Annotated in this window: 18 protein-coding genes and 1 riboswitch; of the genes, 12 read left to right on the top strand and 6 right to left on the bottom strand. The window is 75.9% G+C overall.

Annotated elements, in window-relative coordinates; all coding sequences use genetic code 11:
- Window positions 1–102 precede the first annotated feature (102 nt).
- From IF99_RS0111430 to IF99_RS0111420, 3 genes are all read right to left on the bottom strand, one after another.
- Entirely contained in the window at window positions 103–1,524 is a 1,422-nt protein-coding gene (locus IF99_RS0111430) for a hypothetical protein (protein WP_030996297.1), read from the bottom strand.
- 229 nt (window positions 1,525–1,753) lie between these two features.
- The gene (locus IF99_RS0111425) at window positions 1,754–2,893 is read right to left on the bottom strand and encodes an alpha/beta fold hydrolase (protein WP_030996296.1); all 1,140 of its coding nucleotides are present in this window, start codon (window positions 2,891–2,893) and stop codon (window positions 1,754–1,756) included.
- 652 nt (window positions 2,894–3,545) lie between these two features.
- Complete coding sequence (locus IF99_RS0111420; RefSeq protein WP_030996295.1) at window positions 3,546–4,226, bottom strand: class II aldolase/adducin family protein; 681 nt, start codon at window positions 4,224–4,226, stop codon at window positions 3,546–3,548.
- Between the two features lie 139 nt (window positions 4,227–4,365).
- Between IF99_RS0111420 and IF99_RS0111415 the strand changes: the two genes are divergently transcribed.
- The 8 genes from IF99_RS0111415 to IF99_RS0111380 all read left to right on the top strand — a co-directional run bounded on the left by IF99_RS0111415 (window position 4,366) and on the right by IF99_RS0111380 (window position 14,241).
- Window positions 4,366–5,094, top strand: a complete 729-nt coding sequence (locus tag IF99_RS0111415) for a lysozyme (RefSeq protein ID WP_030996294.1) — start codon at window positions 4,366–4,368, stop codon at window positions 5,092–5,094.
- 281 nt (window positions 5,095–5,375) lie between these two features.
- Window positions 5,376–6,668 (top strand): inorganic phosphate transporter, encoded by a 1,293-nt coding sequence (locus IF99_RS0111410; RefSeq protein ID WP_030996293.1) that lies wholly within the window; start codon window positions 5,376–5,378, stop codon window positions 6,666–6,668.
- Window positions 6,669–6,679: 11 nt separating this feature from the next.
- Window positions 6,680–6,955: a hypothetical protein gene (locus tag IF99_RS0111405; RefSeq protein WP_030996292.1), complete on the top strand. Its 276-nt coding sequence runs from the start codon at window positions 6,680–6,682 to the stop codon at window positions 6,953–6,955.
- Window positions 6,956–7,164: 209 nt separating this feature from the next.
- Window positions 7,165–7,297: riboswitch (cobalamin riboswitch) on the top strand.
- A gap of 110 nt (window positions 7,298–7,407) precedes the next feature.
- Window positions 7,408–8,355: a cobalamin biosynthesis protein gene (locus IF99_RS0111400; RefSeq protein ID WP_030996291.1), complete on the top strand. Its 948-nt coding sequence runs from the start codon at window positions 7,408–7,410 to the stop codon at window positions 8,353–8,355.
- Window positions 8,352–9,866: a cobyric acid synthase gene (locus IF99_RS0111395; protein WP_030996290.1), complete on the top strand. Its 1,515-nt coding sequence runs from the start codon at window positions 8,352–8,354 to the stop codon at window positions 9,864–9,866. Before IF99_RS0111400 ends, IF99_RS0111395 begins: the two co-directional genes overlap by 4 nt.
- A gap of 106 nt (window positions 9,867–9,972) precedes the next feature.
- Window positions 9,973–12,072, top strand: a complete 2,100-nt coding sequence (locus IF99_RS0111390; protein WP_051703449.1) for a putative cobaltochelatase — start codon at window positions 9,973–9,975, stop codon at window positions 12,070–12,072.
- Entirely contained in the window at window positions 12,072–12,671 is a 600-nt protein-coding gene (gene cobO / locus IF99_RS0111385; protein WP_030996288.1) for a cob(I)yrinic acid a,c-diamide adenosyltransferase, read from the top strand. The genes IF99_RS0111390 and cobO overlap by 1 nt, the downstream gene beginning before the upstream one ends.
- 175 nt (window positions 12,672–12,846) lie before the next feature.
- Window positions 12,847–14,241 carry a cobyrinate a,c-diamide synthase gene (locus tag IF99_RS0111380; RefSeq protein ID WP_030996287.1) on the top strand — a complete coding sequence of 465 codons (1,395 nt, stop codon included), beginning with the start codon at window positions 12,847–12,849 and terminating at the stop codon, window positions 14,239–14,241.
- A 167-nt stretch (window positions 14,242–14,408) separates the two neighbouring features.
- Here IF99_RS0111380 and IF99_RS0111375 read toward each other — a convergent pair whose 3' ends face one another.
- Window positions 14,409–15,137, bottom strand: coding sequence for a ZIP family metal transporter (locus IF99_RS0111375; protein ID WP_030996286.1), 729 nt, complete (start codon window positions 15,135–15,137; stop codon window positions 14,409–14,411).
- 6 nt (window positions 15,138–15,143) lie between these two features.
- On the opposite strand from IF99_RS0111375, the gene cobC reads away from it, so the two are divergent.
- On the top strand, window positions 15,144–16,592 hold the full coding sequence (gene cobC, locus IF99_RS0111370; protein WP_234340666.1) for an Rv2231c family pyridoxal phosphate-dependent protein CobC: 1,449 nt from the start codon (window positions 15,144–15,146) through the stop codon (window positions 16,590–16,592).
- A 97-nt stretch (window positions 16,593–16,689) separates the two neighbouring features.
- Here the strand turns inward: cobC and IF99_RS0111365 are convergent, their stop codons facing one another.
- The gene (locus IF99_RS0111365; protein ID WP_030996284.1) at window positions 16,690–17,670 is read right to left on the bottom strand and encodes an SCO1860 family LAETG-anchored protein; all 981 of its coding nucleotides are present in this window, start codon (window positions 17,668–17,670) and stop codon (window positions 16,690–16,692) included.
- A 293-nt stretch (window positions 17,671–17,963) separates the two neighbouring features.
- Complete coding sequence (locus IF99_RS0111360) at window positions 17,964–19,067, bottom strand: amidohydrolase family protein (RefSeq protein ID WP_030996283.1); 1,104 nt, start codon at window positions 19,065–19,067, stop codon at window positions 17,964–17,966.
- Between the two features lie 308 nt (window positions 19,068–19,375).
- On the opposite strand from IF99_RS0111360, the gene IF99_RS0111355 reads away from it, so the two are divergent.
- The 3 genes from IF99_RS0111355 to ectB all read left to right on the top strand — a co-directional run bounded on the left by IF99_RS0111355 (window position 19,376) and on the right by ectB (window position 22,980).
- Entirely contained in the window at window positions 19,376–20,518 is a 1,143-nt protein-coding gene (locus IF99_RS0111355; protein ID WP_030996282.1) for an aminotransferase class V-fold PLP-dependent enzyme, read from the top strand.
- Window positions 20,519–20,972: 454 nt separating this feature from the next.
- A complete protein-coding gene (ectA, locus tag IF99_RS0111350; RefSeq protein ID WP_199806486.1) occupies window positions 20,973–21,554 on the top strand; it encodes a diaminobutyrate acetyltransferase in 582 nt (193 codons plus the stop codon).
- A gap of 157 nt (window positions 21,555–21,711) precedes the next feature.
- Entirely contained in the window at window positions 21,712–22,980 is a 1,269-nt protein-coding gene (ectB, locus tag IF99_RS0111345) for a diaminobutyrate--2-oxoglutarate transaminase (RefSeq protein WP_030996280.1), read from the top strand.
- Window positions 22,981–23,013: the final 33 nt, after the last annotated feature.

The raw sequence follows: 23,013 nt of genomic DNA, 5'->3' as shown, positions 1-23,013 counted from the left end.
GCCCTTGCCGCGGCCGACCGCGCGGGGCCCCGCCCCGGGCCCCGCTCACCGGCCGCCGGAGGGGCCGGGAACCGGCCTTCCGGGACGGCGACCGCGCGTCGCTCAGCCTCCTGTGTGGACCTGGAAAGCCGCTCTGCGGACCGCTTTGGCGAGCGCCGGATCGGGGTGGGCCGCCGCCAGGGCCAGGAGGACCTGGACGGTGAGCGGGTGGCCCGCCGCGCGCACCTCGTCGAGCAGGGCCGGGATCGTGGGCTGGTGCGCGGCCTCGATGTGCCGCACGAGGAGTTCGGTGTCGCCGTGGTCGTTGAGGGCCGCCGCCGTGTCGATCCACAGCCAGGTCGACTCCTCGCGGGTGAGGAGCGCGTGCGCGTCCTCGGCGTCGCCGCCCTCCTGCTCGGCGAGCCAGAGCAGCGCGTAGGGGCGCAGCGGCAGCTCGTCGCTGACCTCGCGCACGCCCGGCTCGGCGGGGGCGCCGACCGCGCGCAGGGCTTCGAAAGCGAGCTGGCGCAGCAGCGCGTCGTCGCCGCGCGCGGCGTCGAGGAGTTCCTGCACGGCGGTGCCCACGGTGCGGGCCGCGATCCAGGCGCGGTACTCGGCGCGGGCCTCGCCGGGGCGCAGCCGGACGCAGCCGCGCAGCATGTCCTCGGCGGACTGCTCGATGTTCCCGGCCGGGGACTGCGCGGCGACGCAGATCTGTTCGAGCTTGACCCACACCGCCCAGCTGCCGAGCGGGGTGAGCGCGATCTCCCCGCTGTCCCCCTCGGGCAGCGTGAGGGCGCCGACGCCGGCGAGCCGGTCGAGCGCCCAGTCGAACAACTCGGGCAGCGGGGCCGGTGAGGGCGTCGTGAGGCCGGGCGCGGGCAGTTCGCAACGCGCGTCACGCAGCTCGGTGATCCGCTGTTCGAGGAGGTCGAGCAGCTCTTCGCGGGATGCCGTACCGGCCGAGAGCTGGAGCACCGAGAGGAGTTGCGGCATCGCCTCGACGACCTCGGCGACGGCGGTGGGGTCGATGGGGGTGGCGGACTCGGCGTGCGCGGGGTGGAAGAGCGACCAGGCGTCGAAGAGCGCGACCCAGCCGCGCAGGACCGCCATGTCGTCGCGGTCCCAGGCGCGCAACCGCCAGCCGGGGCGGGCGTGGCCGCCGTGGGTCTCGACGAGACCGGCGAGCCGGGCGGCGTCCCAGTGGGCGCGCACCTCGGCGGGGCGCAGCCCGAGCGCCGCCGCGGCCTCGCCGGTCTGGGCGGGGCTGAGCGTGGCCTCGTGGCCGCGGGGGGCCGCGGGCGCGGTGCGCAGGGGGCCGGTGGCGGCGGGGCGGAGGGCTTCGGCGCTCCAGCGGGCGAGCGCGGCGGCGCCCGCGAGGACGGCGCGGGCCGCGCGAGCCAGTTCGGCGGGTGGCGGGGTGCCCTCCGGCGGGCGGGGAGCGGGACGGCGTGGCCGCCCTTCCGCGACCGTACGGATGGGAGCCGCGAGCGGGGCGCGGCCGACGAGTCGGAGCCTGGAGTCGCGCGGGATACGGGACGTCACGCAAGGCAGTGTCCCCGTTGACGGCCCGAAAGCCCAAACGGAATGCGCGAGACCGGTACGAAAGGGGCCTTCGGGCCCTGTCGGTGAGGGCCCGTGCCGTGCGCGGACTCGGGGCTCCGCCCCGGGCTCCGTTCCCCGGACGCCGGAGAGGGCGGGCCGGGCACTGGGGCGGGGCCGCCGCGCCGCCCCCGCCGGGGAGGCGGCAGGCCGGGCGCGGTGGCAGCGGGGGCTACATCAAAGGGGTCAGGAAGCGGCGGAGGGCTTCCTCGTAGGAGACCGGATCGCGGTTCCAGACGGCGCTGTGCTGGGCCTTGTCCACCGTGTGGGTGACGACCAGGTCGGGGCGCGAGCGGGCGAAGGCGCGGGCCAGAGGGGCGGGGGCGAGGGCGTCGTCCTCGCTCTGGGCGAGGAAGACCGGGACGCGCAGGGCGTGCGGGTCGGCCGCCCTGTCGACCCGCTCCTTCGGCAGCCCCGCGCGCCCCTCCGCCGCCCGTACCGCGAGCGGCAGCACGAAGCCGGGGGCGCGGCGGGCCCTGGCGAGCCCTTCGAGCGCGTACTGCCAGCTCAGGACCGGCGAGTCGAGGACCAGACCGGCGATGCGGTCGCGGTGCTCCGAGCGCGCGGCGACGCGCAACGCCATCGACGCCCCGGTGGACCAGCCGAGCAGGACGAGCCGCCGGGCCCCGTGCCCCACCGCCCACCGCACCGCCGCTTCGAGGTCCTGCCACTCGTCCGCGCCGAAGCGCGAGAGCGCGCCCTCGGCCGCAGGGGCGCCCGGGTCGCCCCGGTAGGACAGGGCGAGCACGGGGAACTGCTGCCGGTGCAGGAAGTCCATGAGCACGAGGGCGTGTTCCCGTGTCGTGCCGAGTCCGTGCGCGGCGATCACCCATGTCGCGCGCGCCGCCGGGACGAACCACGCGGGCAGCGCGCCCGGCAGGCCCGTGATCTCCACGTCCTCGTAGTCGAGTCCCCGTGCCGTGCGCGGAGTGCCCGTGTACACCTGCGGGGTGAGCTGCGCCTGCGTCCCGGGTTTGAACTCGTCCGCCCCGCCCAGGAGTTCGCGTACCACCGTGTCCGCGCGGTGCGCCTCCGCGTCGAGCACCCGCCCCACGGCCGCGTGCCTGCCGTCCTCGCTCGCCAGGCCGTAGACGCCGGGGCGGAGCGAGGCGAGGGCGCGGGTCAGCGTGATGCGGTCGGCGGTCGCCGTGTGCACGGTGAGTTTCGGCTCGGTGGGGAGGGGGCGGCCCGGGCGGGGCCGCAGTCCCGCCTCGCCCGCGAGGCGCCCGGCGGCGATGGCGGCGGCTCCGGCGCCGAGGAGGGCGGTCAGCGCCGCCGCGGTCGCTTGGGCGGTTGTCTTCACGGTGCGCACCCCGTCAGTCTCCGCCCGCCCCCGTGCCCCGGCCACCGGACGGCCGCGCGGGGGTGAGGACGGTGCGGGAGCGAGGCCCGGGGACGGGGCCGGGGGAGGCAGGGGGCCGCGCGCGACGGGCGTCCCCGCCGGGCGCTGCGGGGCATCGGGGCGGGGCGGGGCATCGGGGCGGCGCGGAACCTCCGGACGGTGCCAGCCCTTGGCGGGGCGGCGGCGGCCCTGGCGGTGGCGGCGCGCCAGACGGGCGAGCCGCAGCAGGCGGCGGGCGGTGAGGGCCGGGCCGACGACGGGGAGGCGACGGGCGACGAGGAGCACGCGGAAGCGGGCGGGGAGGCGGCGGCCGAGACGACGGCCGAGGTGGTGCGGGGCGGGGATGCGGGGCAGGGCGGTACGGCTCGGTTTCGGCACGGGACGATTCCTCTCCGGGCACCTGCGGGATGTGGAGCGCCTTCCAGGCGTCTTCCCCTTCTCGGCCGCTCCTCCCGCCCCGGCCCGGCAGTGCGCCCGTGCGGCGCAGCGGCGACCGCGCCAGGGCCGGACCGGGGGAGGCCGCGGGGCTCCGCCCCGGGCCCGCTCCTCAAGCGCCGGAGAGAAGGGGAACGGGGCCCGGACGCCCGGAGCCGGGGCCGCGTCGGCCGGGCGCGCGCAGGCGTCAGTCCCGCGGCTGGCCGTAGCCGCTCAGTTTGCGGGCGGCCTCGGCCAGTTGCTCCGGAGAGAGGACGCGGGGCGCGCGGGCCGGGAGGGCGGCGGCCGTGAGCCAGACGTGGCAGAGCCATTCGAGCTGGGCGGTGCGGTCGTAGGCCGTGGGGAGATCGGGGGCGAGGGCCAGGGTGCCGTGGTGGGCGAGGAGGCAGGCGGTGCGGTCGGCCAGGGCGGCGCGGACCGCCTCGGCCAGGGCCTCGGTGCCGTAGAGGGCGTACGGGGCGACGCGGACCGGGCCGCCGAAGAGGGCGGAGACGTAGTGGACCGGCGGGATCTCGTCGACCAGGAGCGAGGCCGCCGTCGCGTGCACCGCGTGCGTGTGGACCACGGCCCGCGCCTCCGGGCGGTCCCGGTGGACGGCCAGGTGGAGCGGGAGTTCGCTCGTCGGGCGCAGGGTGCCGAGGACCTGCCGGCCCGAAGGATCGACGGCCACGAGGTCGTCCGCGCCGAGGTCCCCGTAGGGGACGCCCGTCGGCGTCACGAGGATCAGGGTGCCGAGCGCCGGGTCGTCGACCCGTACCGAGACATTGCCCGAGGTGCCGGTGACGAGTCCGTCGGCGACGCTGCGGCGCGCCGTGGCGAGCAGTTCCGTCCACGCGGCGCGGGTGCCGGGTCCCGGGGTCGGTGTCATGCCCGCATCCTCGCAGGCGCTCCGGTGGGGGCGCGGACGGATGAGCGCGGCGAATCGCAGACTTATTTCCCGCTTTACATATGTATAGGCCGTTACGCTCGGCGGGATTTCCGTCCGTCCTCTTCCCGTCGGGGGCCTCATGAGCCGTCTTCGCCGCACCCGTTCCTTCCTGCTCGGCCCGGTGGCACTCGCCGCCCTGGCGCTGTCCGCGACCCCGGCCTTCCCCGCCGGGCCCGGGGGGCCGCGGGGGCACGATGTCTCCGCGCACCAGGAGACGGTGGACTTCGCCCAGGCGCGCGACAGGGGCGCGCGGTTCACGTACGTGAAGGCGACCGAGTCGACGACGTACCGCAGTCCCCACTTCTCGCAGCAGTACGAAGGGGCCGCGAAGGCGGGGCTGCTGCGCGGCGCCTACCACTTCGCACTGCCCGACCGCTCCTCGGGCACCGAGCAGGCCGCCTTCTTCGTGCGCAACGGGGGCGACTGGCGGCCCGACGGGCGGACGCTGCCGCCCGCGCTCGACCTGGAGACGAACCCGTACAACGCCCAGCACAAGTGCTACGGGCTCAGCAAGGGGAAGATGCGCGACTGGATCAGCGACTTCAGCGACGAGACGCTGCGGCTGACCGGGCGCCGGCCGATGATCTACACGACCGCGCACTGGTGGAACACGTGCACCGGGCGCAGCACGGCCTTCGCCGACACGCACCCGCTGTGGCTCGCGAACTGGGCGGACAGCCCGGGTGAACTGCCCGCGGGATGGACGTACTGGACGGTGTGGCAGTACGCGGTGAAGGGGCCGCTGCCCGGTGACCAGAACGTGTTCAACGGGTCGGCCGGGGATCTGGAGCGCTTCACGGACGGCTGAGGCGGCTGTCACGGGCGGGGCGCGGGCGGGCGCCGGCAGGGGCGGCGCGACACGGGGACGGGGCGGCGGCGCACGGGGCGCGGGGCGCCGCCGCCCGCGGAAACCGGGCACAAGCGGAACCCGCCGCGGCGTGCCGCCCGGCCCCGTGCGCGCCCCGCGCGGGGCACTCGGGCCGGCTCGCTCCGGTTCGGGTCACCACAGCGCCCGCCCCAGTTCATCTTCCGTTCACTCGGAGTGCTTACGTTCGGCGTGACATTGACGTCCAACAGAAGCCTGGGTAAATGGAACACATCACGCTTCTCCTCGGGATCGTGATCGTCACCGCTCTCGTGTTCGACTTCACGAACGGTTTCCACGACACCGCCAACGCGATGGCCACCACCATCTCCACCGGCGCCCTCAAGCCCAAGACAGCCGTGGCGATGTCCGCGGCGCTCAACCTCGTGGGTGCTTTCCTCTCGGTGGAGGTCGCCAAGACGATCTCGGGGGGAATCGTCGACGAATCCGGGCTCAGGACGGAAGTGATCTTCGCGGCGCTCGTCGGCGCCATCCTGTGGAACCTCGTCACCTGGCTGCTCGGCCTGCCCTCCAGTTCCTCGCACGCCCTCTTCGGAGGCCTCATCGGGGCCGCCGTGATGTCGGCGGGCTTCTCCAGCGTCAACGGCGGCACGATCGTCACGAAGATCGTGATCCCGGCCGTGGCGGCGCCCGTCGTCGCGGGGCTCGCGGCCTTCGTCGCGACCCGGCTGACGTACCGGCTGACCCGCGGTGTCGACGAGAAGACCGGGGCGAAGGGCTACAAGGTGGGGCAGATCGCCTCCGCCGGGCTCGTCTCGCTCGCGCACGGGACCAATGACGCGCAGAAGACGATGGGCATCATCACGCTCGCCCTCGTCACGGGCGACGCGCTCAAGCCGGGGTCCAACCCGCCGGCGTGGGTGATCCTCTCGGCCGGGTGCGCGATCGCGCTCGGCACGTACCTCGGCGGCTGGCGCATCATCCGCACGATGGGCACCGGCCTCACCGACCTCGCGCCGCCGCAGGGCTTCGCCTCGCAGACCGGCGCGGCGACGGTCATCCTCGCCTCCTCGCACCTCGGCTTCTCGCTCTCCACGACGCAGGCGTGCTCCGGCTCGGTGATGGGCGCGGGCCTCGGGCGCAAGGGCGGCACGGTGCGCTGGTCGACGGCCGGGCGGATGGCGATCGCGTGGCTGCTCACCCTCCCCGCCGCCGCGCTCGTGGGCGCGGGCGCCGAGTTCCTCACCCGGCAGGGCACCTGGGGCGTCGTACTCACCGGGGTGCTGCTCGTCGCGGGCGCCACGCTCATCTACGCGCTGTCGCGGCGCAAGCCGGTGAGCCACCACGACGTGGCCGGGGCCGGCGAGCCCGCAGGGGTGATCACCCAGGCCCTCGCCTCGGTCGCGCCGCCGCCCGCAGGGACGCTCTCGGTGCCGGTCCAGCCGACGGCGGCCGAGGCGCCGGACGCGCTCCACCCCCCGCTCACGGCGGAACTCCCCGCCCCGCAGGCGACCGAGACCCCGCGCCACCCGGCGGGCTCCGGCACCGCGGCCTGAAAGGAACCGGCATGAACATCGGCTGGGCGGCACTCGGCTCCGTCTTCGGCGTGAGCCTGCTCGTCACCGTGGGCCTCGTCGGCGCCTTCGCCCTCGGCATCGCGGGCCTCTCGCGCGCCTCGGCCGCGACGGCGCGGGACGGCGGCACCGGTACGGTCACCGCTGCCGGTACCGGCGGCGACGCGGCGACGAGCGGGCGGGCGCTGCTCCACCGGCTCGGCGCGTACACCTGCTTCGGGGTGTGCCTCGCCGCGGTGGCGTTCGGGATCTACGTGATCGTGGCCTGAGCGGACCGGCGCCACGAGCCCCGCGAGGCCCCCGAGGGGGGCGGCGCGGGGCTTTCGCATGGGGGCGCTTGCGCGTGGGCGGCGTGCGGCTTCGGCGGGGGCGACGGGCTTCGTACGAGGTGGGAGGGGCGAAGGGGGCGCGGGAGCCGGGAGCCCGGGCCCGACCGATTCGCCCCTCTTGCGTCAAGTGCGAGTTGACGCCCGGTCTCGCAGCGTGATGCACTGCCGGGGCCATTTCGGCGGCTGTGGAGGAAGTACCGGTGCGAATCCGGCGCGGTCCCGCCACTGTGAGCGGGGAGTGATCCCCGTGAGTCAGGAACTCCCGGCGCCGAACCACGTCGTACCAGGGCGCGGACCCTGAGAGTAGGACACCCCCATGCCCGGCATCCGCCGCAGTGCGCACCCGCCAGCCCGCCCGCTCCCCCGGCGAGGCGTGACGGCGGACTGACGTCATGGCCGCCGGACGTGTTCTCGCGGTCGGCGCCACCGCCGGCCTGCTCGGCGACTCCCTCTTCGGCGACCCGCGCCGTGGCCACCCCGTGGCGGTGTTCGGGCGCCTCGCGGGCCTCGCCGAGAAGGCGCTGTGGCGCGACCACCGGGGCGCGGGCGCCCTCCACACCCTGCTGTGCGCGGGTGGCGCCACCGCCCTCGCCGCCGCCGTCTCCCGTACCGCCGCGCGCCGCTCCCCCGCCGCGTCCGCCGCGCTCACCGCGCTCGTGACCTGGACCGTCGTGGGCGGCACCTCGCTCGCGCGCGAGGGGCGCGTGCTCGCCGCCGCGCTCGAAGCGGGCGACGTGGCCGCCGCGCGCGAGCGCCTGCCGCACCTGTGCGGGCGCGATCCGCGCCACCTGGACGCGGACGGGATCGCGCGCGCCGTCGTCGAGTCCGTCGCCGAGAACACCTCGGACGCGGTCGTCGGGGCGCTCGTGTGGGGCGCGCTCGGCGGGGTGCCCGGGCTCGTCGCCTTCCGGGCCGTCAACACGCTCGACGCGATGGTGGGCCACAGATCGGAGCGCTACCTGCGGTTCGGCTGGTCCGCCGCGCGGCTCGACGACGTCATGGGCTTCCCCGGCGCCCGCCTCACCGCCGCGCTCGCCGCGCTCGTGGGCGGCGCGCCCCGTCGCGCGCGCGCCGCGGTGCGCGAGGACGCGCACCGGCACCCGAGTCCCAACGCGGGACCGGTCGAGGCGGCCTTCGCGGGCGCGCTCGGCGTACGGCTCGGCGGGACGCTGTCGTACGCGGGCCGCGTCGAGCACCGGCCCGTGCTCAACGCGCGGCGCGGGCGGTCCGTCGCCGTGACCGACGTGGAGCGGGCCGTGCGGCTTTCGCGGCGCGTGACGTGGGCGGCGCTCGGGGTGTGCGTCGCGGTGCGGCTCGCGGTCCCGGGGCGTGCGCGGTGACCGGGGGCGGGCTGCTCGTCGCCGGGACGACGTCCGACGCCGGGAAGAGTGTCGTCACGGCCGGGATCTGCCGGTGGCTCGCGCGGCGGGGGGTGAGCGTCGCGCCGTTCAAGGGGCAGAACATGTCCCTCAACTCCTTCGTCACGCGCGACGGCGCCGAGATCGGCCGCGCGCAGGCGATGCAGGCGCGGGCCGCGCGCGTCGAGCCGAGCGCGCTCATGAACCCGGTGCTGCTCAAGCCGGGCGGGGAGCGGTCGAGCCAGGTCGTGCTGCTCGGGAAGCCGCTCGGCGAGCTGAGCGCGCGCGGGTACCACGGGGGGAAGCAGGCGGAGCTGTTCGGGACGGTCGTGGACTGCCTGGCCGAGCTGCGGCGCACGTACGACGCGGTGATCTGCGAGGGGGCGGGGAGTCCGGCGGAGATCAATCTGCGCCGCACCGATCTCGTCAACATGGGGATCGCGCGGGCGGCCCGGCTGCCCGTCGTGGTCGTCGGCGACATCGACCGGGGCGGTGTCTTCGCGTCGTTCTTCGGGACGACGGCGCTGCTCTCGGCCGAGGACCAGGCGCTCGTCGCCGGGTACCTCGTCAACAAGTTCCGGGGGGACGTCTCGCTGCTCGCCCCGGGCCTGCGGATGCTGCGGGACCTGACGGGGCGCGACACCTTCGGGGTGCTGCCGTTCCGGCCGGGGCTCGGCATCGACGAGGAGGACGGCATGGCCGTCTCGCTGCGCGGCGCGGTGCGCGAGTCGCGGCTCGCGGAGCCGCACGGGGACGAGGTGCTGCGGGTCGCCGTGTGCGCCGTGCCGCTCCTGTCGAACTTCACCGACGTCGACGCGCTCGCCGCCGAACCGGGCGTCGTCGTGCGGTTCGTGGACCGGGCGCAGGACCTCGTGGACGCGGACCTCGTCGTGGTGCCCGGTACGCGCGGCACGGTGCGGGCGCTCGCGTGGCTGCGGGAGCGGGGGCTCGCCGACGCGCTCGCCCTGCGGGCGGCCGAGGGGCGGCCCGTGCTGGGCGTCTGCGGCGGGTTCCAGTTGCTGGGGGAGGTCATCGAGGACGAGGTGGAGTCGCGGGCGGGGACCGTGCCGGGGCTCGGGCTGCTGCCGGTGCGGGTCCGGTTCGCGCGCGAGAAGACGCTCGCCCGGCCCTCGGGGACCGCGCTCGGGGAGGCCGTCGACGGGTACGAGATCCACCACGGGGTCGCGGAGGTGCGGGGCGGCGACGAGCCGTTCCTCGACGGGTGCCGGGTGGGCGCGGTGTGGGGGACGCACTGGCACGGGTCCCTGGAGAGCGACGGGTTCCGGCGGGCCTTCCTGCGGCGGATCGCCGCGCAGGCCGGGCGGAGGTTCGTACCGGCGCCCGACACGGAGTTCGGGGCCTTGCGGGAGGAGCAACTGGAGGCGCTCGCCGACCTCGTCGAGGAGCACGCCGACACGGGGGCGCTGCTGCGGCTGATCGAGCGGGGGGCTCCGCCGGGACTGCCCTTCGTGCCGCCCGGGGCTCCGGAGTGACGGGGATGCCCTCGCGGGTGCCGCGCCCCGGGCCCCCTCCCCCGGCCGCGGGGCGTGACCAAGCCGCCCCGGCCTTGTCGCCACTCTCACGAAAGGAAGTCCCCGTATGACCACCCTCGACCATCCCTATCCCTTCACCGCCCTCGTCGGACAGGACGATCTGCGGCTCGCGCTGCTCCTCAACGCCGTGTCCGCCCGCGTCGGCGGAGTGCTCGTGCGCGGCGAGAAGGGGACGGCCAAGTCCACCGCCGTGCGGGCGCTCACCGCGCTGCTGCCCGAGGTCGATGTCGTGGCGGGCTGCCGCTTCTCCTGCGATCCGGCGGCTCCCGACCCGCGCTGCCCGGACGGCCCGCACGCTCCGGCCCAGGCGGAGGCGCGGCGGCCCGCGCGGATGGTCGAGCTGCCCGTGGGGGCCTCCGAGGACCGGCTCGTCGGCGCGCTCGACATCGAGCGGGCGCTCGCCGAGGGCGTCAAGGCGTTCGAGCCGGGGCTGCTCGCCGCCGCGCACCGCGGCATCCTCTACGTCGACGAGGTCAATCTCCTCGGCGACCATCTCGTGGACCTGCTGCTCGACGCCGCCGCCATGGGGGTCTCCTCCGTCGAGCGCGAGGGCGTCTCCGTGCGGCACGCCGCGCGGTTCCTGCTCGTCGGGACGATGAACCCCGAGGAGGGCGAGCTGCGCCCCCAGCTCCTGGACCGCTTCGGCCTGACCGTCGAGGTCGCCGCCTCGCGCGAGACCGACGAGCGCGTCGAGGTCGTACGGCGCCGGATGGCGTACGAGGACGACCCGGCCGCCTTCGCCGCGCGCTTCGCCGGGGACGAGGCCGCCCTGCGCACCCGGATAGCGGAGGCCAGGGAACTGCTGCCCCGCGTGGCCCTCGGGGACACCGCGCTGCGTCAGATCGCCGCGACGTGCGCCGCCTTCGAGGTCGACGGGATGCGCGCCGACCTCGTCATGGCCCGCACCGCGACGGCCCTCGCCGCCTGGGCCGGGCGCGACAGCGTGCTCGCCGAGGACGTGCGGCAGGCCGCGCTCCTCGCCCTGCCGCACCGCGGGCGCCGCAACCCCTTCGACGCGCCCGGCCTCGACGAGGACAAGCTCGACGAGGTGCTCGACGAGAACGCCGGGCCCGGGGAGGAGCCGGAGGCCCCCGACGACGGTGACGGCCCGGACGGGCCCGGCGGCGGGGGCGGTGTCCCGCCCCAGGGCGGGGGCCCCGAGGACCGGACGGGCCAGGACCGCGGCGACCAGGACGGCGGGCCGGGCGATACGTCCCCCGCCCCCGCGGCCCCCTCGGACGCCGAGGGAAAAGGTCCCGCGGGCGCCGCTGAGCAGCCCGCCGCCTCCGCCACCGCCCCGTTCCGCACGAAGAAGCTGACCGTTCCCGGGCTCGGTGAGGGTGCCGCCGGGCGCCGTTCGCGGGCGCGGACCGCGCACGGCAGGACGACGGGCTCGTACCGCCCGCGCGGCGGCGCGCTCGGCTCGCTGCACCTCGCGGCGACGGTCCGCGCCGCCGCCCCGCACCAGAAGGCGCGCGGGCGCACGGGCGCGGGGCTCGTGGTGCGGGGGGACGACCTGCGGCTCGCGAGCAGGGAGGGGCGCGAGGGAAACCTCGTGCTGTTCGTCGTGGACGCCTCGGGGTCGATGGCGGCGCGGCAGCGGATGGGCGCGGTGAAGGGCGCGGTGCTCTCGCTGCTTCTCGACGCCTACCAGCGGCGCGACAAGGTGGGGCTCGTGACGTTCCGGGGGCGCGAGGCGCGTCTCGCGCTGCCGCCGACCTCGTCCGTGGACACGGCGGCGGCCCGGCTCGCGTCCCTGCCGACCGGGGGCCGCACACCGCTCGCGGCGGGCCTGCTGAAGGCGCGTGACGTGCTGCGGATCGAGCGGCTGCGCGATCCGGCCCGGCGCGCGCTGCTCGTCGTGGTGACAGACGGGCGGGCGACGGGCGGCCCCGAGCCGCTGCCGCTCGCGCGGCGCGCGGCCGGGCTGCTCGCGGCGGACGGGACGGCCTCGGTGGTCGTGGACTGCGAGGCGGGGCCCGTACGGCTCGGGCTCGCGGGTGATCTCGCGGGGCGGCTCGGCGGGAGCGCGGTGACGCTGGACGCCCTGCGCGCGGACGCGCTCGCGGGGCTCGTGAAGGACGTACGGGGCGGTGACGGGGCACGGGGCGTACGCGACGTGCGCGGAGACAGGAGGGCAGCGTAATGCCGCAGGGACAGCCGGCCGTCGTGCCGGACGACGGGATGACGACGCGGCAGCGCCGCAACAGGCCGCTCCTCGCGGTCCACACGGGCCCGGGCAAGGGCAAGTCGACGGCCGCCTTCGGGCTCGCGCTGCGGGCCTGGAACCAGGGGTGGCCGATCGGGGTGTTCCAGTTCGTCAAGTCGGCGAAGTGGAAGGTCGGCGAGGAGAACGCGCTGCGCGTGCTCGGGGCCTCGGGCGAGGGCGGCACGGTCGCCTGGCACAAGATGGGCGAAGGCTGGTCCTGGGTGCAGCGCGACGGCCAGGACTCCAACGAGGACAAGGCCCGCGAGGGCTGGGAGCAGGTCAAACGGGATCTCGCCGCCGAGACGTACAAGCTGTACGTGCTCGACGAGTTCGCGTACCCGCTGCACTGGGGCTGGATCGACACCGCCGAGGTCGTCGAGACCCTGCGGACCCGCCCCGGCAACCAGCACGTCGTCGTCACCGGGCGCAACGCGCCGCCGGAGCTGATCGACGCGGCGGACCTCGTGACCGAGATGACGAAGGTCAAGCACCCGATGGACGCGGGGCAGAAGGGGCAGCGGGGCATCGAGTGGTGACGTTCCTACCGGGACGGGGCGGGGGCCGCGCGGGCTGAGGAGGGGCCGGGTGCCCGGCCTCGCCCCGTCGCCCCCGCGCCCCCGCCCGCCGCCGTAAGGCCGTGAGGCGCCCCCGTTCCGTACCACCCGTCCGCCCTCCCGGGCCCCAGGCACCGGGCCTTGAAAGCAGCACACGATGACCCCGCCGTCCAGCTCCGCCCCGCTCCCCCTCCCGCCCCGGCTCGTCGTCGCCGCGCCCTCCTCCAGCAGCGGCAAGACGACCGTCGCGACCGGGCTCATGGCGGCCTTCCGCGCCGCCGGGCTCTCCGTGTCGCCGCACAAGGTGGGGCCCGACTACATCGACCCGGGGTACCACGCGCTCGCGACGGGGCGGCCCGGCCGCAATCTCGACGCGTACCTGTGCGGCACCGACGCGCTCCCGCCGCTCTTCGCGCACGGCTCGCGCGGAGCGGACCTCGCCGTGGTCGAGGGCGTCATGGGGCTGTACGACGGTGCCGCGGGGCAGGGTGAGCTGGCGTCGACCGCGCAGGTCGCGAAGGTGCTCGGGGCGCCCGTCGTGCTCGTCGTGGACGCCTCGGCGCAGTCGCGCTCCGTCGCGGCGCTCGTGCACGGCTTCGCCTCCTTCGACCCGGAGGTGCGGATCGGCGGGGTGATCCTCAACAAGGTCGGTTCGGACCGGCACGAGGAGTTGCTGCGGGCCGCGCTCGACGAGGCGGGTGTGCCGGTGCTCGGCGTGCTGCGCCGGGCGAAGGAGCTGTCCACGCCCTCGCGGCACCTCGGGCTCGTCCCGGCGGCCGAGCGGCGTACGGAGGCGCTCGACGCGGTCGCCGCGCTCGCGGAGCACGTACGGGCCGGTTGCGACCTGCCCGCGCTGCTCCGCCTCGCCCACTCCGCCGCGACGCGGAGCGCGGTGCCGTGGCAGCCGCCGCCCGCCCCGGTACCGCCCGGCGGGCGGCCCGTCGTGGCGGTCGCGGGCGGGCCCGCGTTCACGTTCTCGTACGCGGAGCAGGCCGAGGCGCTGACGGCGGCGGGCGCGGAGGTCGTGACCCTCGACCCGCTGCGGGCCGAGGAGCTGCCCGAGGGGACGCGCGCCTTCGTCGTCGGCGGGGGCTTCCCCGAGGTGTACGCGCCCGAGCTGGCAGCGAACGCGCCGCTGCGCGCGGCCGTCGCGGGCCTCGCGCGGGCGGGCGGCCCCGTGTGGGCGGAGTGCGCGGGGCTGCTGTATCTGGCGCGCTCGCTCGACGGGGCACCGATGTGCGGGGTACTCGACGCGGACGCGCGCATGACGGACCGTCTGACGCTCGGTTACCGCGAGGCGGTCGCGGTGGGCGACAGCGCGGTGGCGGCGGCGGGGACGCGGACGCGGGGGCACGAGTTCCACCGCACGGCGATCGAGCCGGGCGCGGGCCCGGCCCCGGCGTGGGGGCTGCGGCAGCCGCGCGCCCGCGTGGAGGGCTTCGTCCGGGACGCGGTGCACGCGAGCTACCTGCACACCCACCCGGCGGGCCTCCCCGAGGCCGCGGCACGGTTCGTGCGGCGGGCCGCGGAGGCGGGACGGGGGGCGGGATGAGCGCGGGCCGGGCGGGGAGCGAGGGAGCGGTACCCGGCGAGCGTCCCGTCCGCGCGGAGGGGCATCCCGTCCACGCGGAGGGACGTCCCGTACGGGAGGAGGGGCGCCCCCGGAGCGTGGAGCGCCCCGCGCCCGTCCCAGCGCGCCCGGGCCCGGCGTCGTCCCCGCTACTCCCCCGCCAGGCCGATGACGAGCCACATCAGCGCGACGCCCGCGACCGTGCACAGCAGGGTGGAGCGGGCCGGGTGGCTGTGGCTGGCCTCGGGGAGGATCTCGGCGGCGGCGATGTAGAGCAGGACGCCTCCGAAGAAGCCGAGGTAACAGGCGAGGGCTTCGCCCGGAATGGTGAACAGGAGCGTGGACGCGGCGCCCGCCACGGGGGCGACGGCGTCGGCGCCGAGCATCGCGAACGCCTTGCGGCGGGCGTTTCCCGTGGCACGCGTGAGCGTGTACGTGTTGAAGCCGTCCGCGAAGTCGTGGCTGACGACCGCGAGCGCGACGGCGAAGCCGATCGCCTCGCCGACCTGGAACGAGGCGCCGATCGCGATGCCGTCGGCGACGCTGTGCCCGACCATCGCCGCGGCGGCGCCGATGCCGACCTGCGGGACCTGCTCGGGGTTCTTCGCGCCGTGGGCGGCGCGGCGCAGCGCGAGGAGGCGTTCGACGACGTGCGCCGTGAGGAAGCCCGCGACGAAGAGGAGCAGCGCGGCGGGCACGCCCCACACGTGCCGCCCCGCGCCCTCGATGGCCTCGGGGAGCAGGTCGAGCCCGACGACGCCGAGCATGAGCCCGCCCGCGAAGCCGAGGACGAGGTGGCGCCGGTCGGTGACGTGGTGCGCGGCCCAGCCGCCGACCAGCGTCATCACGAAGGAGCCGAGGGCCACGAGCACGACCATGCCTCTTTGCTAGCGGACCGGGCCCCGCGCCGCACCTCGTCGCTCGTGGTGGGGGTCGGCGCGGCCTCGGGCGCGACGGGCACGGAGATCGAGGCACTGGTGCGGGGGGCGCTCGGCGCCGCCGGGTTGCCGCTCGCGCGCGTACGGGCGGTGGCGACCGTCGACCGGCGCGCGGGCGAGCCCGCCGTCCTGGCGCTCGCGGCGCGGCTCGGCGTGCCGGTACGGGCGTACGCGCCGGACGAGCTGGCCTCGGTCCGTGTGCCCAGCCCCTCGGGCCCGGCGCGCGCCGCGCTCGGCACCGCGTCGGTCGCCGAGGCGGCGGCGCTCGCGGAGGCGGGGGCCCGGGGGCGGCTGCTCGTGGCGAAACAGAAGTCCGCGCGGGCGACGTGCGCCGTGGCGGAGGACCCACGGGAGGAAGGTGTCATGCCGTACGAGCTGCGCCACCACGGGGACGCGGAGGTGCGCGGGGCGGGGCTCACGGATCTCGCGGTGAACGTGCGCGCGGGGACCCCGCCCGCGTGGCTGCGGGAGCGGCTCGCGGACGCGCTCGGCTCTCTCGCCGCGTACCCGGACGACCGGGCGGCGCGCGCGGCGGTCGCTGCCCGGCACGGGCTGCCGCCGGAGCGGGTGCTGCTCACGGCGGGGGCGGCGGAGGCCTTCGTGCTGCTGGCGCGCACGCTTCCGGTGCGGCGCCCCGTCGTCGTGCACCCGCAGTTCACGGAGCCGGAGGCGGCGCTGCGCGCGGCGGGGCACGTGGTGGAGCGGGTGGTGTTGCGCGAGGAGGACGGCTTCCGGCTCGATCCGGCGCTCGTGCCCGAGGACGCCGATCTGGTGGTGCTCGGGAACCCGACGAACCCGACGTCGGTGCTGCACCCGGCGGACGTGATCGCCTCGCTCGCGCGGCCGGGGCGGACGCTCGTCGTGGACGAGGCGTTCGTCGACACGGTGCCGGGCGAGCGCGAATCGCTCGCCTCGCGCACGGACGTCCCCGGGCTCCTCGTGCTGCGGAGCCTCACGAAGACGTGGGGACTCGCGGGGCTGCGGATCGGCTACGTGCTCGGCGCGCCCCAGGCGCTCGCCCCGCTCGCGCGGGCGCAGCCCCTGTGGCCGGTCTCGACGCCCGCGCTCGTGGCGGCCGAGGCGTGCTCGGCGCCCGCCGCGCTCGCGGAGGCGGAGGCGGTGGCGCGGGCCCTCGCGGCCGACAGGGACTTCCTCGCGGCGGGACTCGCGGAGCTGCCGGGGGCGCGTGTGGTGGGCCCGGCGGCGGCGTCGTTCCTGCTGGTGCGGCTGCCGGAGGCCGCACGGGTACGGGAGCGGCTGCGGGCCGCGGGGTGGGCGGTGCGGCGCGGGGACACGTTCCCCGGGCTCGGCGACGAGTGGCTGCGCGTAGCGGTGCGGGACCGGGGCACGAGCGAGCGGTTCCTGGCCGCGGCGCGGGGGGTTCTGGCGGGCTGAGGTGCCGCGAGCGAGCCCGGTCCCCGGTGGCCCGCGGGTGCGGTGGCGCGGGAGCGGGAGGGGCCGGTGGGCCGGCCCGCCCCGCTCCCGCGCGGTGTCAGTGACCGCGTGCGGCGCGGCGGGTGCGCGCGAACCAGACGGCGCCCGCGCCGCCCACGAGGAGGACGGCGGCGCCGCCCGCGAGGTAGGGGGTCGCCGAGCTGCCGCCGGTCTCGGCGAGGTTCTCGCCGTCGTCGGAGCCCGCGGCGGTGGTCACCTCGCCGCCCTTGCCGCCGTTGCTCTTCGTGCCCGTGTCGCCGTGCGCGGCCGGGGAGGGGCTCGCGGCGGGCGGCTCGGAGGCGGGGGTGTCCTCCGTCTTCGGGGTCTCGCAGGTGGCTCCGGCGAGCGTGACGGTGCCCTCGACCTGGGCGACGCCGAGCTTGAGCGGGTCGACCGAGACCTTCAGCTCCAGTGCCGCGGCGGCGGCCGTGGTGGCGCTGGTGGTGCGCCGGGAGAGGTCGAGGGTGACCTCGCCGACGCCGGGGACCTCGACCCGCGTGGTGCCGCCCGCGGACAGGCTCACGGTCTTGCCGAGCACCTTGACGTCGCCGAGGACGTTCGCCTCGGCCACGGGGTGCCGCCCGGCCTCGCACACGGCCTTCGAGGTGACCTTCTCGACTTCGATGAGCGAGAGGAGCGGGAGCCCGGGGACGTGGACGCGGGCGCCCACGAGGGTGGTGGAGCCCTCGGCCCTGTGCCCGTCGGCGGTGGCCTTCGCCTGGGCGACGCGGGCGTCGAGGACGCGGAAGGGGCGGCCCTGGTCCACACCGTCGAGTGTGGCGGTGAGCGCGGTCTTGTCGGCGTCGCCGGGGGCGCTCACCTCGTTGAGCGAGACGTTGAGCGGCACGTCGACGGTCTTCTTCAGCAGGGAGACGTCGAGCCCGGTGCGCAGGACGACGGCGCCGGACTTCCCCCCGTGGCCCTCGGTGGCGTGCGCGGTGCCCGCGGCGGTGAGCACGGCGGGCGCGCCGACGAGGAGCGCGGCCGTGGTGGCGGCGGCGAGACGGCGCACGGGCAGGCCGAAGGTGGTGCTGTTCACAGCGGTGTTACCCCCACAAGAGACATGGAGCCGCCGGCGCGTCCCGGGGACACGGGGGCCGGCGGCCTCGATGCGGGAATCCTCGCGGAACGAGGGTGAAAGAACCGCTTACCGCAGCACGTTCACCCCAAAGGGTGGTTTCCGGCATGGTGTTCGAAAAAGGAATCGCTCTGCTGCGCACGCGTTCGCCCACGTCACAGCGGTGCCTCCCCCGCGAGGAGGGGCGCTCGGCCGCTCCTCGCGCGCCCTCGACGGCTCCTCACGCGCCCCTGAGATGCGGGGAGCGCCGTCCGCTACGCGACCACACGGCCCGACATGACCACGCGCCGAGGCGCCGTCAGGACCCGTACGTCGGCGCGCGGGTCGCTCTCGTAGACCACGAGGTCCGCCGGGGCGCCCTCCTCCAGGCCGGGCCTGCCGAGCCAGGCGCGGGCGTTCCAGACGGCGGCGGAGAGGGCCGCGAGCGGCGGCAGGCCCGCCCGGACCAGCTCGGCCACCTCCGCGCCGATGAGGCCGTGCGGGAGGCTGCCGCCCGCGTCGGTGCCGGTGAAGACCGGGACGCCCGCGTCGTAGGCGGCGCGCACCGTCTCGTAGCGGCGGGCGTGGAGGCGGCGCATGTGGGCCGACCAGCGGGGGAACCGGGCCTCGCCGCCGTCCGCGAGGCGCGGGAACGTCGCGATGTTGACGAGGGTCGGGACGATCGCGACGCCGCGCCCGGCGAAGAGCGGGATGGTGTCCTCGGTGAGCCCCGTCGCGTGCTCGACGCAGTCGATGCCCGCCTCGACGAGGTCGGCGAGCGAGTCCTCGGCGAAGCAGTGCGCGGTGACGCGGGCGCCGAGCCGGTGCGCCTCGGCGATCGCCGCCTCGACGGCGCCGCGCGGCCAGCAGGCCGCCAGGTCGCCCTCCTCGCGGTCGATCCAGTCGCCGACGAGCTTGACCCAGCCGTCGCCGCGCCGTGCCTCGCGCGCCACGAAGGCGACGAGGTCCTCGGGCTCGATCTCGTGCGCGAAGTTCCGGATGTAGCGGCGGGTACGGGCGATGTGGCGCCCGGCGCGGATGATGCGGGGCAGGTCCTCGCGCGCGTCCGTCCAGCGCGTGTCGGAGGGCGAGCCCGCGTCGCGGAGCAGCAGCGCGCCCGCGTCCCGCTCGATGAGCGCCTGCTTCTCGGCTTCCTCGGCGGGCACGGCGCCGTGCGCGTCGAGCCCGACGTGGCAGTGCGCGTCCACGAGCCCGGGCAGCGCCCACCCCGTGACGGTCCGCACGTCCCGCGCCCCGGCCGGGGCGGTGAAGGTGACCCGCCCGCCGACCACCCACACCTCGTCGCGCACGTCCTCGGGCCCGACGAGCACGGCCCCCTTCACCCGCAGCACCGGCTTCGCTTCGCTCACGTCACTCATGACCGGCACCCTAGGGTCTGCCTGTCAACGCCCGTCCGCCGGGCGACGACGGGGAGGGGCGGACAGGCCCGGAGTCCGTCCGGAGGGGTGTGCGCCGCGCCCGGGGAGCGGGGGACTTCGCGGTACCGCCCCGCGAGCGGCCTGCCCCGCCCGCTCCCCCGCGCCCCGCTGAGTACCCTCACAACCGGCGCGCACGGCCACCCGTCCCCGCACCACGCCGGCCGCACGCCGAAACCACCCGCGGAACACCGCAGGCCGCGCACTCCCGTTGGAGCACCACCCGCGGCACACGCAGAAAGAGCCACCTCGTGACACATCCCCTGCTTGACCTCACTCCCCTGACCGCCCACCACTTCGCCGCGATCGAACGCAAGGTCGCCGCCCTGCTCGGGCTCGACGCGCCCGGGAGCGGCGGGCACGAACTCGTCGTCACGCAGGGCGAGGCGCTGCTGCCCCTCGAAGGGTGCATCCGGGGCGCCGCCGGTCCGGGGACGGTCGCGCTGAACATCGTGACGGGCCCGTACGGGCAGACCTTCGGCGACTGGCTGCGCGACTGCGGCGCCACCGTGCACGACCTCGCGGTGCCCTTCGACACGGCGGTGAGCGCGGCGCGGGTGCGCGAGGCGCTGCGCGAGCACCCGGAGACGGACTTCGTGTCGCTCGTGCACGCGGAGGCCGCGACGGGCAACACGAACCCGGTCGCCGAGATCGGCGAGGTGGTCCGGGAGCACGGCGCGCTGCTCATGCTGGACGCCGTCGCCTCGGTGGGCGCGGAGCCGCTGCTGCCCGCCGAGTGGGGCGTGGACCTGTGCGTGATCGGGGCGCAGAAGGCGCTCGGCGGCCCCGCCGGGGTCTCGGTGGCCGCGCTGAGCCCGCGCGCGTGGGAGCGCCTGGAGGCGAACCCGGCGGGCCCGCGCGGCTCGTACCTCTCGCTGCTCGACTGGAAGCACCGGTGGATCGACGCGGGCCGCAAGGTGCTCCCGCACGCCCCGGCCCAGTTGGAGATGCTCGCGCTCGAAGCGTGCCTGGAGCGGTTCGCCGCCGAGGGTCCCGACGCCGTGCGCGGGCGGCACGCGCGCGCGGCGGCTGCGGTCCGGGCGGGGCTCGCCGCGCTCGGGACGCCGCTGACCCCGTACGTGACCGAGGCACGCGACGCCGCGCCGGTCGCGACGACGGTCCGGGTGCCCGTGACGGGGACGGGCCCGGACGCGGGCACGCTCGTCGCGAAGGCGCTCGCCGCGCACCCCTCGCTCCCGCTCGCCGCGGGCGGCGGCGCGCTCGCGGCCGAGATGATCCGGGTCAACCACTACGGACCGCTGGCGGCGGAGAACGTCGTGCGCGACAGCCTGCGGGCGCTCGCCACCGCGTGGTCCGAGGCGACGGGCGAGCGGGCCGACACGCGCGCGGCCGACCGCGCGGTGGCCGAGGCCTGGGCGGCCGGACAGGCGTGAGCCGCGCGGGTGCCGGGAGCGGGGCCGGGCGGCCGGGGGGCTCCCGCCCCCGTGGCGCTCGTGCCACTCCCGGCACCCGGTGCCACGCGCGGCGCCCGTTCCGCCGCACGGCGGAAATGCTCTCCACATATTTTGCACGACATAAACTCCGGATTAATTCCCGGTGCATTCTTTCGCGCAGCTTCCCATTTTCTTCTGCCCGCTTTCCCGAGGGCTAAACAAAAAGTTTTACCCCTCGCACATTTTCCGTAATTCGGACAGATTCCATGGATGTTACTCCTTTGTGACCGACCCCACAGCGGAGTCCCGTTCGTCCGGAATGCCTACCGCATAACGGGCATTTCGCAAGGGCTTTCGCGCCCGAGCGCCCCTACGCGCGATAACACAGAACACCCTTCCACCCAACCCAGGCACCCGATGAATTTTCTGCGCCTGCTGGGTAAGTTCAAATCCCATGACCGCCGCACAAGCAGACCTCACCGCACCCCGTGCCACGTTCCGGGAAATGCCGGAGGGACTACGTCTTGACGGCCCACGCGTGCAGGACGGCGCCGCGCTGTGGCGCCTCGCCCGCGACTCGGGAAAGCTCGACCTGAACTCCTCGTACAGCTACCTGCTGTGGTGTCGCGACTTCGCCGCGACCTCCGTGGTGGCGCGGGACGCCGCAGGGGACCCGGTCGGTTTCGTCACCGGCTACATCCGGCCCGAACGCCCCGGCGTCCTCGTCGTCTGGCAGGTCGCCGTGGCCGCCTCGCAGCAGGGCAGGGGCTTGGCCGCCGCGCTGCTCGACGGGCTCGCCGCGCGCGTCGCCGCGCACACGGAACTGCACGGCCTGGAGACCACCATCACGCCCGGCAACGTGCCCTCCGAGCGCCTGTTCACCTCCTTCGCCGCCCGGCACGGCGCGGGTCTTGAGCGCGAGGTGCTCTTCGACGCGACGCTGTTCCCGGCCGACGACGAGGCCGGACACGAGCCCGAAGTGCTGTACCGCATCGGCCCGCTCGCCCTCGCGGCGGCCCGGGCCGAAGCGGCCTGAGCCGAGCGGTCGGGCCGCCCCCACCCGGGAGCGGCCCGTACACCGGACGGCACCCCCGGGCCCGTACCGCCCACCGGCACCACGGCCCCGCATCCGTACCCGTACCGCAGTCCACACTCCCTGCTCCGCTCCACCCTCTTCCTCCCAGGAGACAGCTGTGACCATCGCCCCGCCCGCCCTGAGCGTCTTCGAGACCCTTGAGTCGGAGGTGCGCAGTTACTGCCGAAGCTGGCCCGCCGTGTTCGACCGCGCCCAGGGCAGCCGCCTCTACGACGAGGACGGCCACGCCTACCTGGACTTCTTCGCCGGGGCCGGCGCCCTCAACTACGGCCACAACAACCCGGTCCTGAAACGCGCACTGATCGACTACATCGAGCGCGACGGCATCACGCACGGCCTCGACATGGGCACCACGGCCAAGCGCGCCTTCCTCGAAACCTTCCAGAACGTCGTCCTGCGCCCCCGCGACCTGCCCTACAAGGTCATGTTCCCCGGCCCGACGGGGACCAACGCGGTCGAGGCCGCGCTCAAGCTGGCCCGCAAGGTCAAGGGCCGCGAGTCGATCGTCTCCTTCACCAACGCCTTCCACGGCATGTCGCTCGGCTCCCTCGCCGTCACGGGGAACGCCTTCAAGCGCGCGGGCGCCGGGGTCCCCCTCGTGCACGGCACGCCGATGCCCTTCGACAACTACCTCGACGGGCAGACCCCCGACTTCATCTGGTTCGAGCGGCTCCTCGACGACCAGGGCTCCGGGCTCAACAAGCCCGCCGCGGTCATCGTCGAGACCGTGCAGGGCGAGGGCGGCATCAACGTCGCGCGGCCCGAGTGGCTGCGCGCGCTCGCCGAGCTGTGCAAGCGGCAGGACATGCTGCTCATCGTCGACGACATCCAGATGGGCTGCGGCCGGACCGGTGCCTTCTTCTCCTTCGAGGAAGCGGGCATCACCCCGGACATCGTCACGCTGTCGAAGTCCATCGGCGGCTACGGGCTGCCGATGTCGCTGTGCCTGTTCCGCCCCGAGCTGGACGTGTGGGAGCCGGGCGAGCACAACGGCACCTTCCGCGGCAACAACCCCGCCTTCGTCACGGCGGCGGCGGCCCTGGAGGCGTACTGGGCCGACGGCCAGATGGAGAAGCAGACCCTCGCCCGCGGCGAGCAGGTCGAGGCGGCGCTGCGCGCGATCTGCCTCGAACACGACCAGCTCGGCGCCTCCTACCGGGGCCGCGGTCTCGTGTGGGGCATGGAGTTCGAGGACCCCGGGCAGGCGACGAAGGTGTGCCGCCGCGCCTTCGAGCACGGGCTGCTCCTGGAGACCTCGGGGCCGCGCAGCGAGGTCGTCAAGCTGCTGCCCGCGCTCACCACGACCCCCGAGGAACTGGACGAGGGGCTGCGCATCCTCGCCCGCTCGGTCCGCGAGACCGCCTAGAGCCCCCGCGGGACCGGCAGAGGACCGGTACGG

The sequence above is a fragment of the Streptomyces sp. NRRL F-5630 genome, from assembly GCF_000719475.1.
Taxonomy (GTDB): Bacteria; Actinomycetota; Actinomycetes; order Streptomycetales; family Streptomycetaceae; genus Streptomyces.
This window is presented reverse-complemented; position numbering and strand designations above follow the sequence as displayed.

Excerpts from the sequence above, each read along its gene's own strand:
- IF99_RS0111420 (WP_030996295.1), bottom strand. The coding sequence starts at position 4,226 with ATGACACCGACCCCGGGACCCGGCACCCGCGCCGCGTGGACGGAACTG.
- IF99_RS0111415 (WP_030996294.1), top strand. The coding sequence starts at position 4,366 with ATGAGCCGTCTTCGCCGCACCCGTTCCTTCCTGCTCGGCCCGGTGGCA.
- IF99_RS0111410 (WP_030996293.1), top strand. The coding sequence starts at position 5,376 with ATGGAACACATCACGCTTCTCCTCGGGATCGTGATCGTCACCGCTCTC.
- IF99_RS0111405 (WP_030996292.1), top strand. The coding sequence starts at position 6,680 with ATGAACATCGGCTGGGCGGCACTCGGCTCCGTCTTCGGCGTGAGCCTG.
- IF99_RS0111400 (WP_030996291.1), top strand. The coding sequence starts at position 7,408 with ATGGCCGCCGGACGTGTTCTCGCGGTCGGCGCCACCGCCGGCCTGCTC.
- IF99_RS0111390 (WP_051703449.1), top strand. The coding sequence starts at position 9,973 with ATGACCACCCTCGACCATCCCTATCCCTTCACCGCCCTCGTCGGACAG.
- cobO (WP_030996288.1), top strand. The coding sequence starts at position 12,072 with ATGCCGCAGGGACAGCCGGCCGTCGTGCCGGACGACGGGATGACGACG.
- IF99_RS0111380 (WP_030996287.1), top strand. The coding sequence starts at position 12,847 with ATGACCCCGCCGTCCAGCTCCGCCCCGCTCCCCCTCCCGCCCCGGCTC.
- IF99_RS0111375 (WP_030996286.1), bottom strand. The coding sequence starts at position 15,137 with ATGGTCGTGCTCGTGGCCCTCGGCTCCTTCGTGATGACGCTGGTCGGC.
- IF99_RS0111360 (WP_030996283.1), bottom strand. The coding sequence starts at position 19,067 with ATGAGTGACGTGAGCGAAGCGAAGCCGGTGCTGCGGGTGAAGGGGGCC.
- ectA (WP_199806486.1), top strand. The coding sequence starts at position 20,973 with ATGACCGCCGCACAAGCAGACCTCACCGCACCCCGTGCCACGTTCCGG.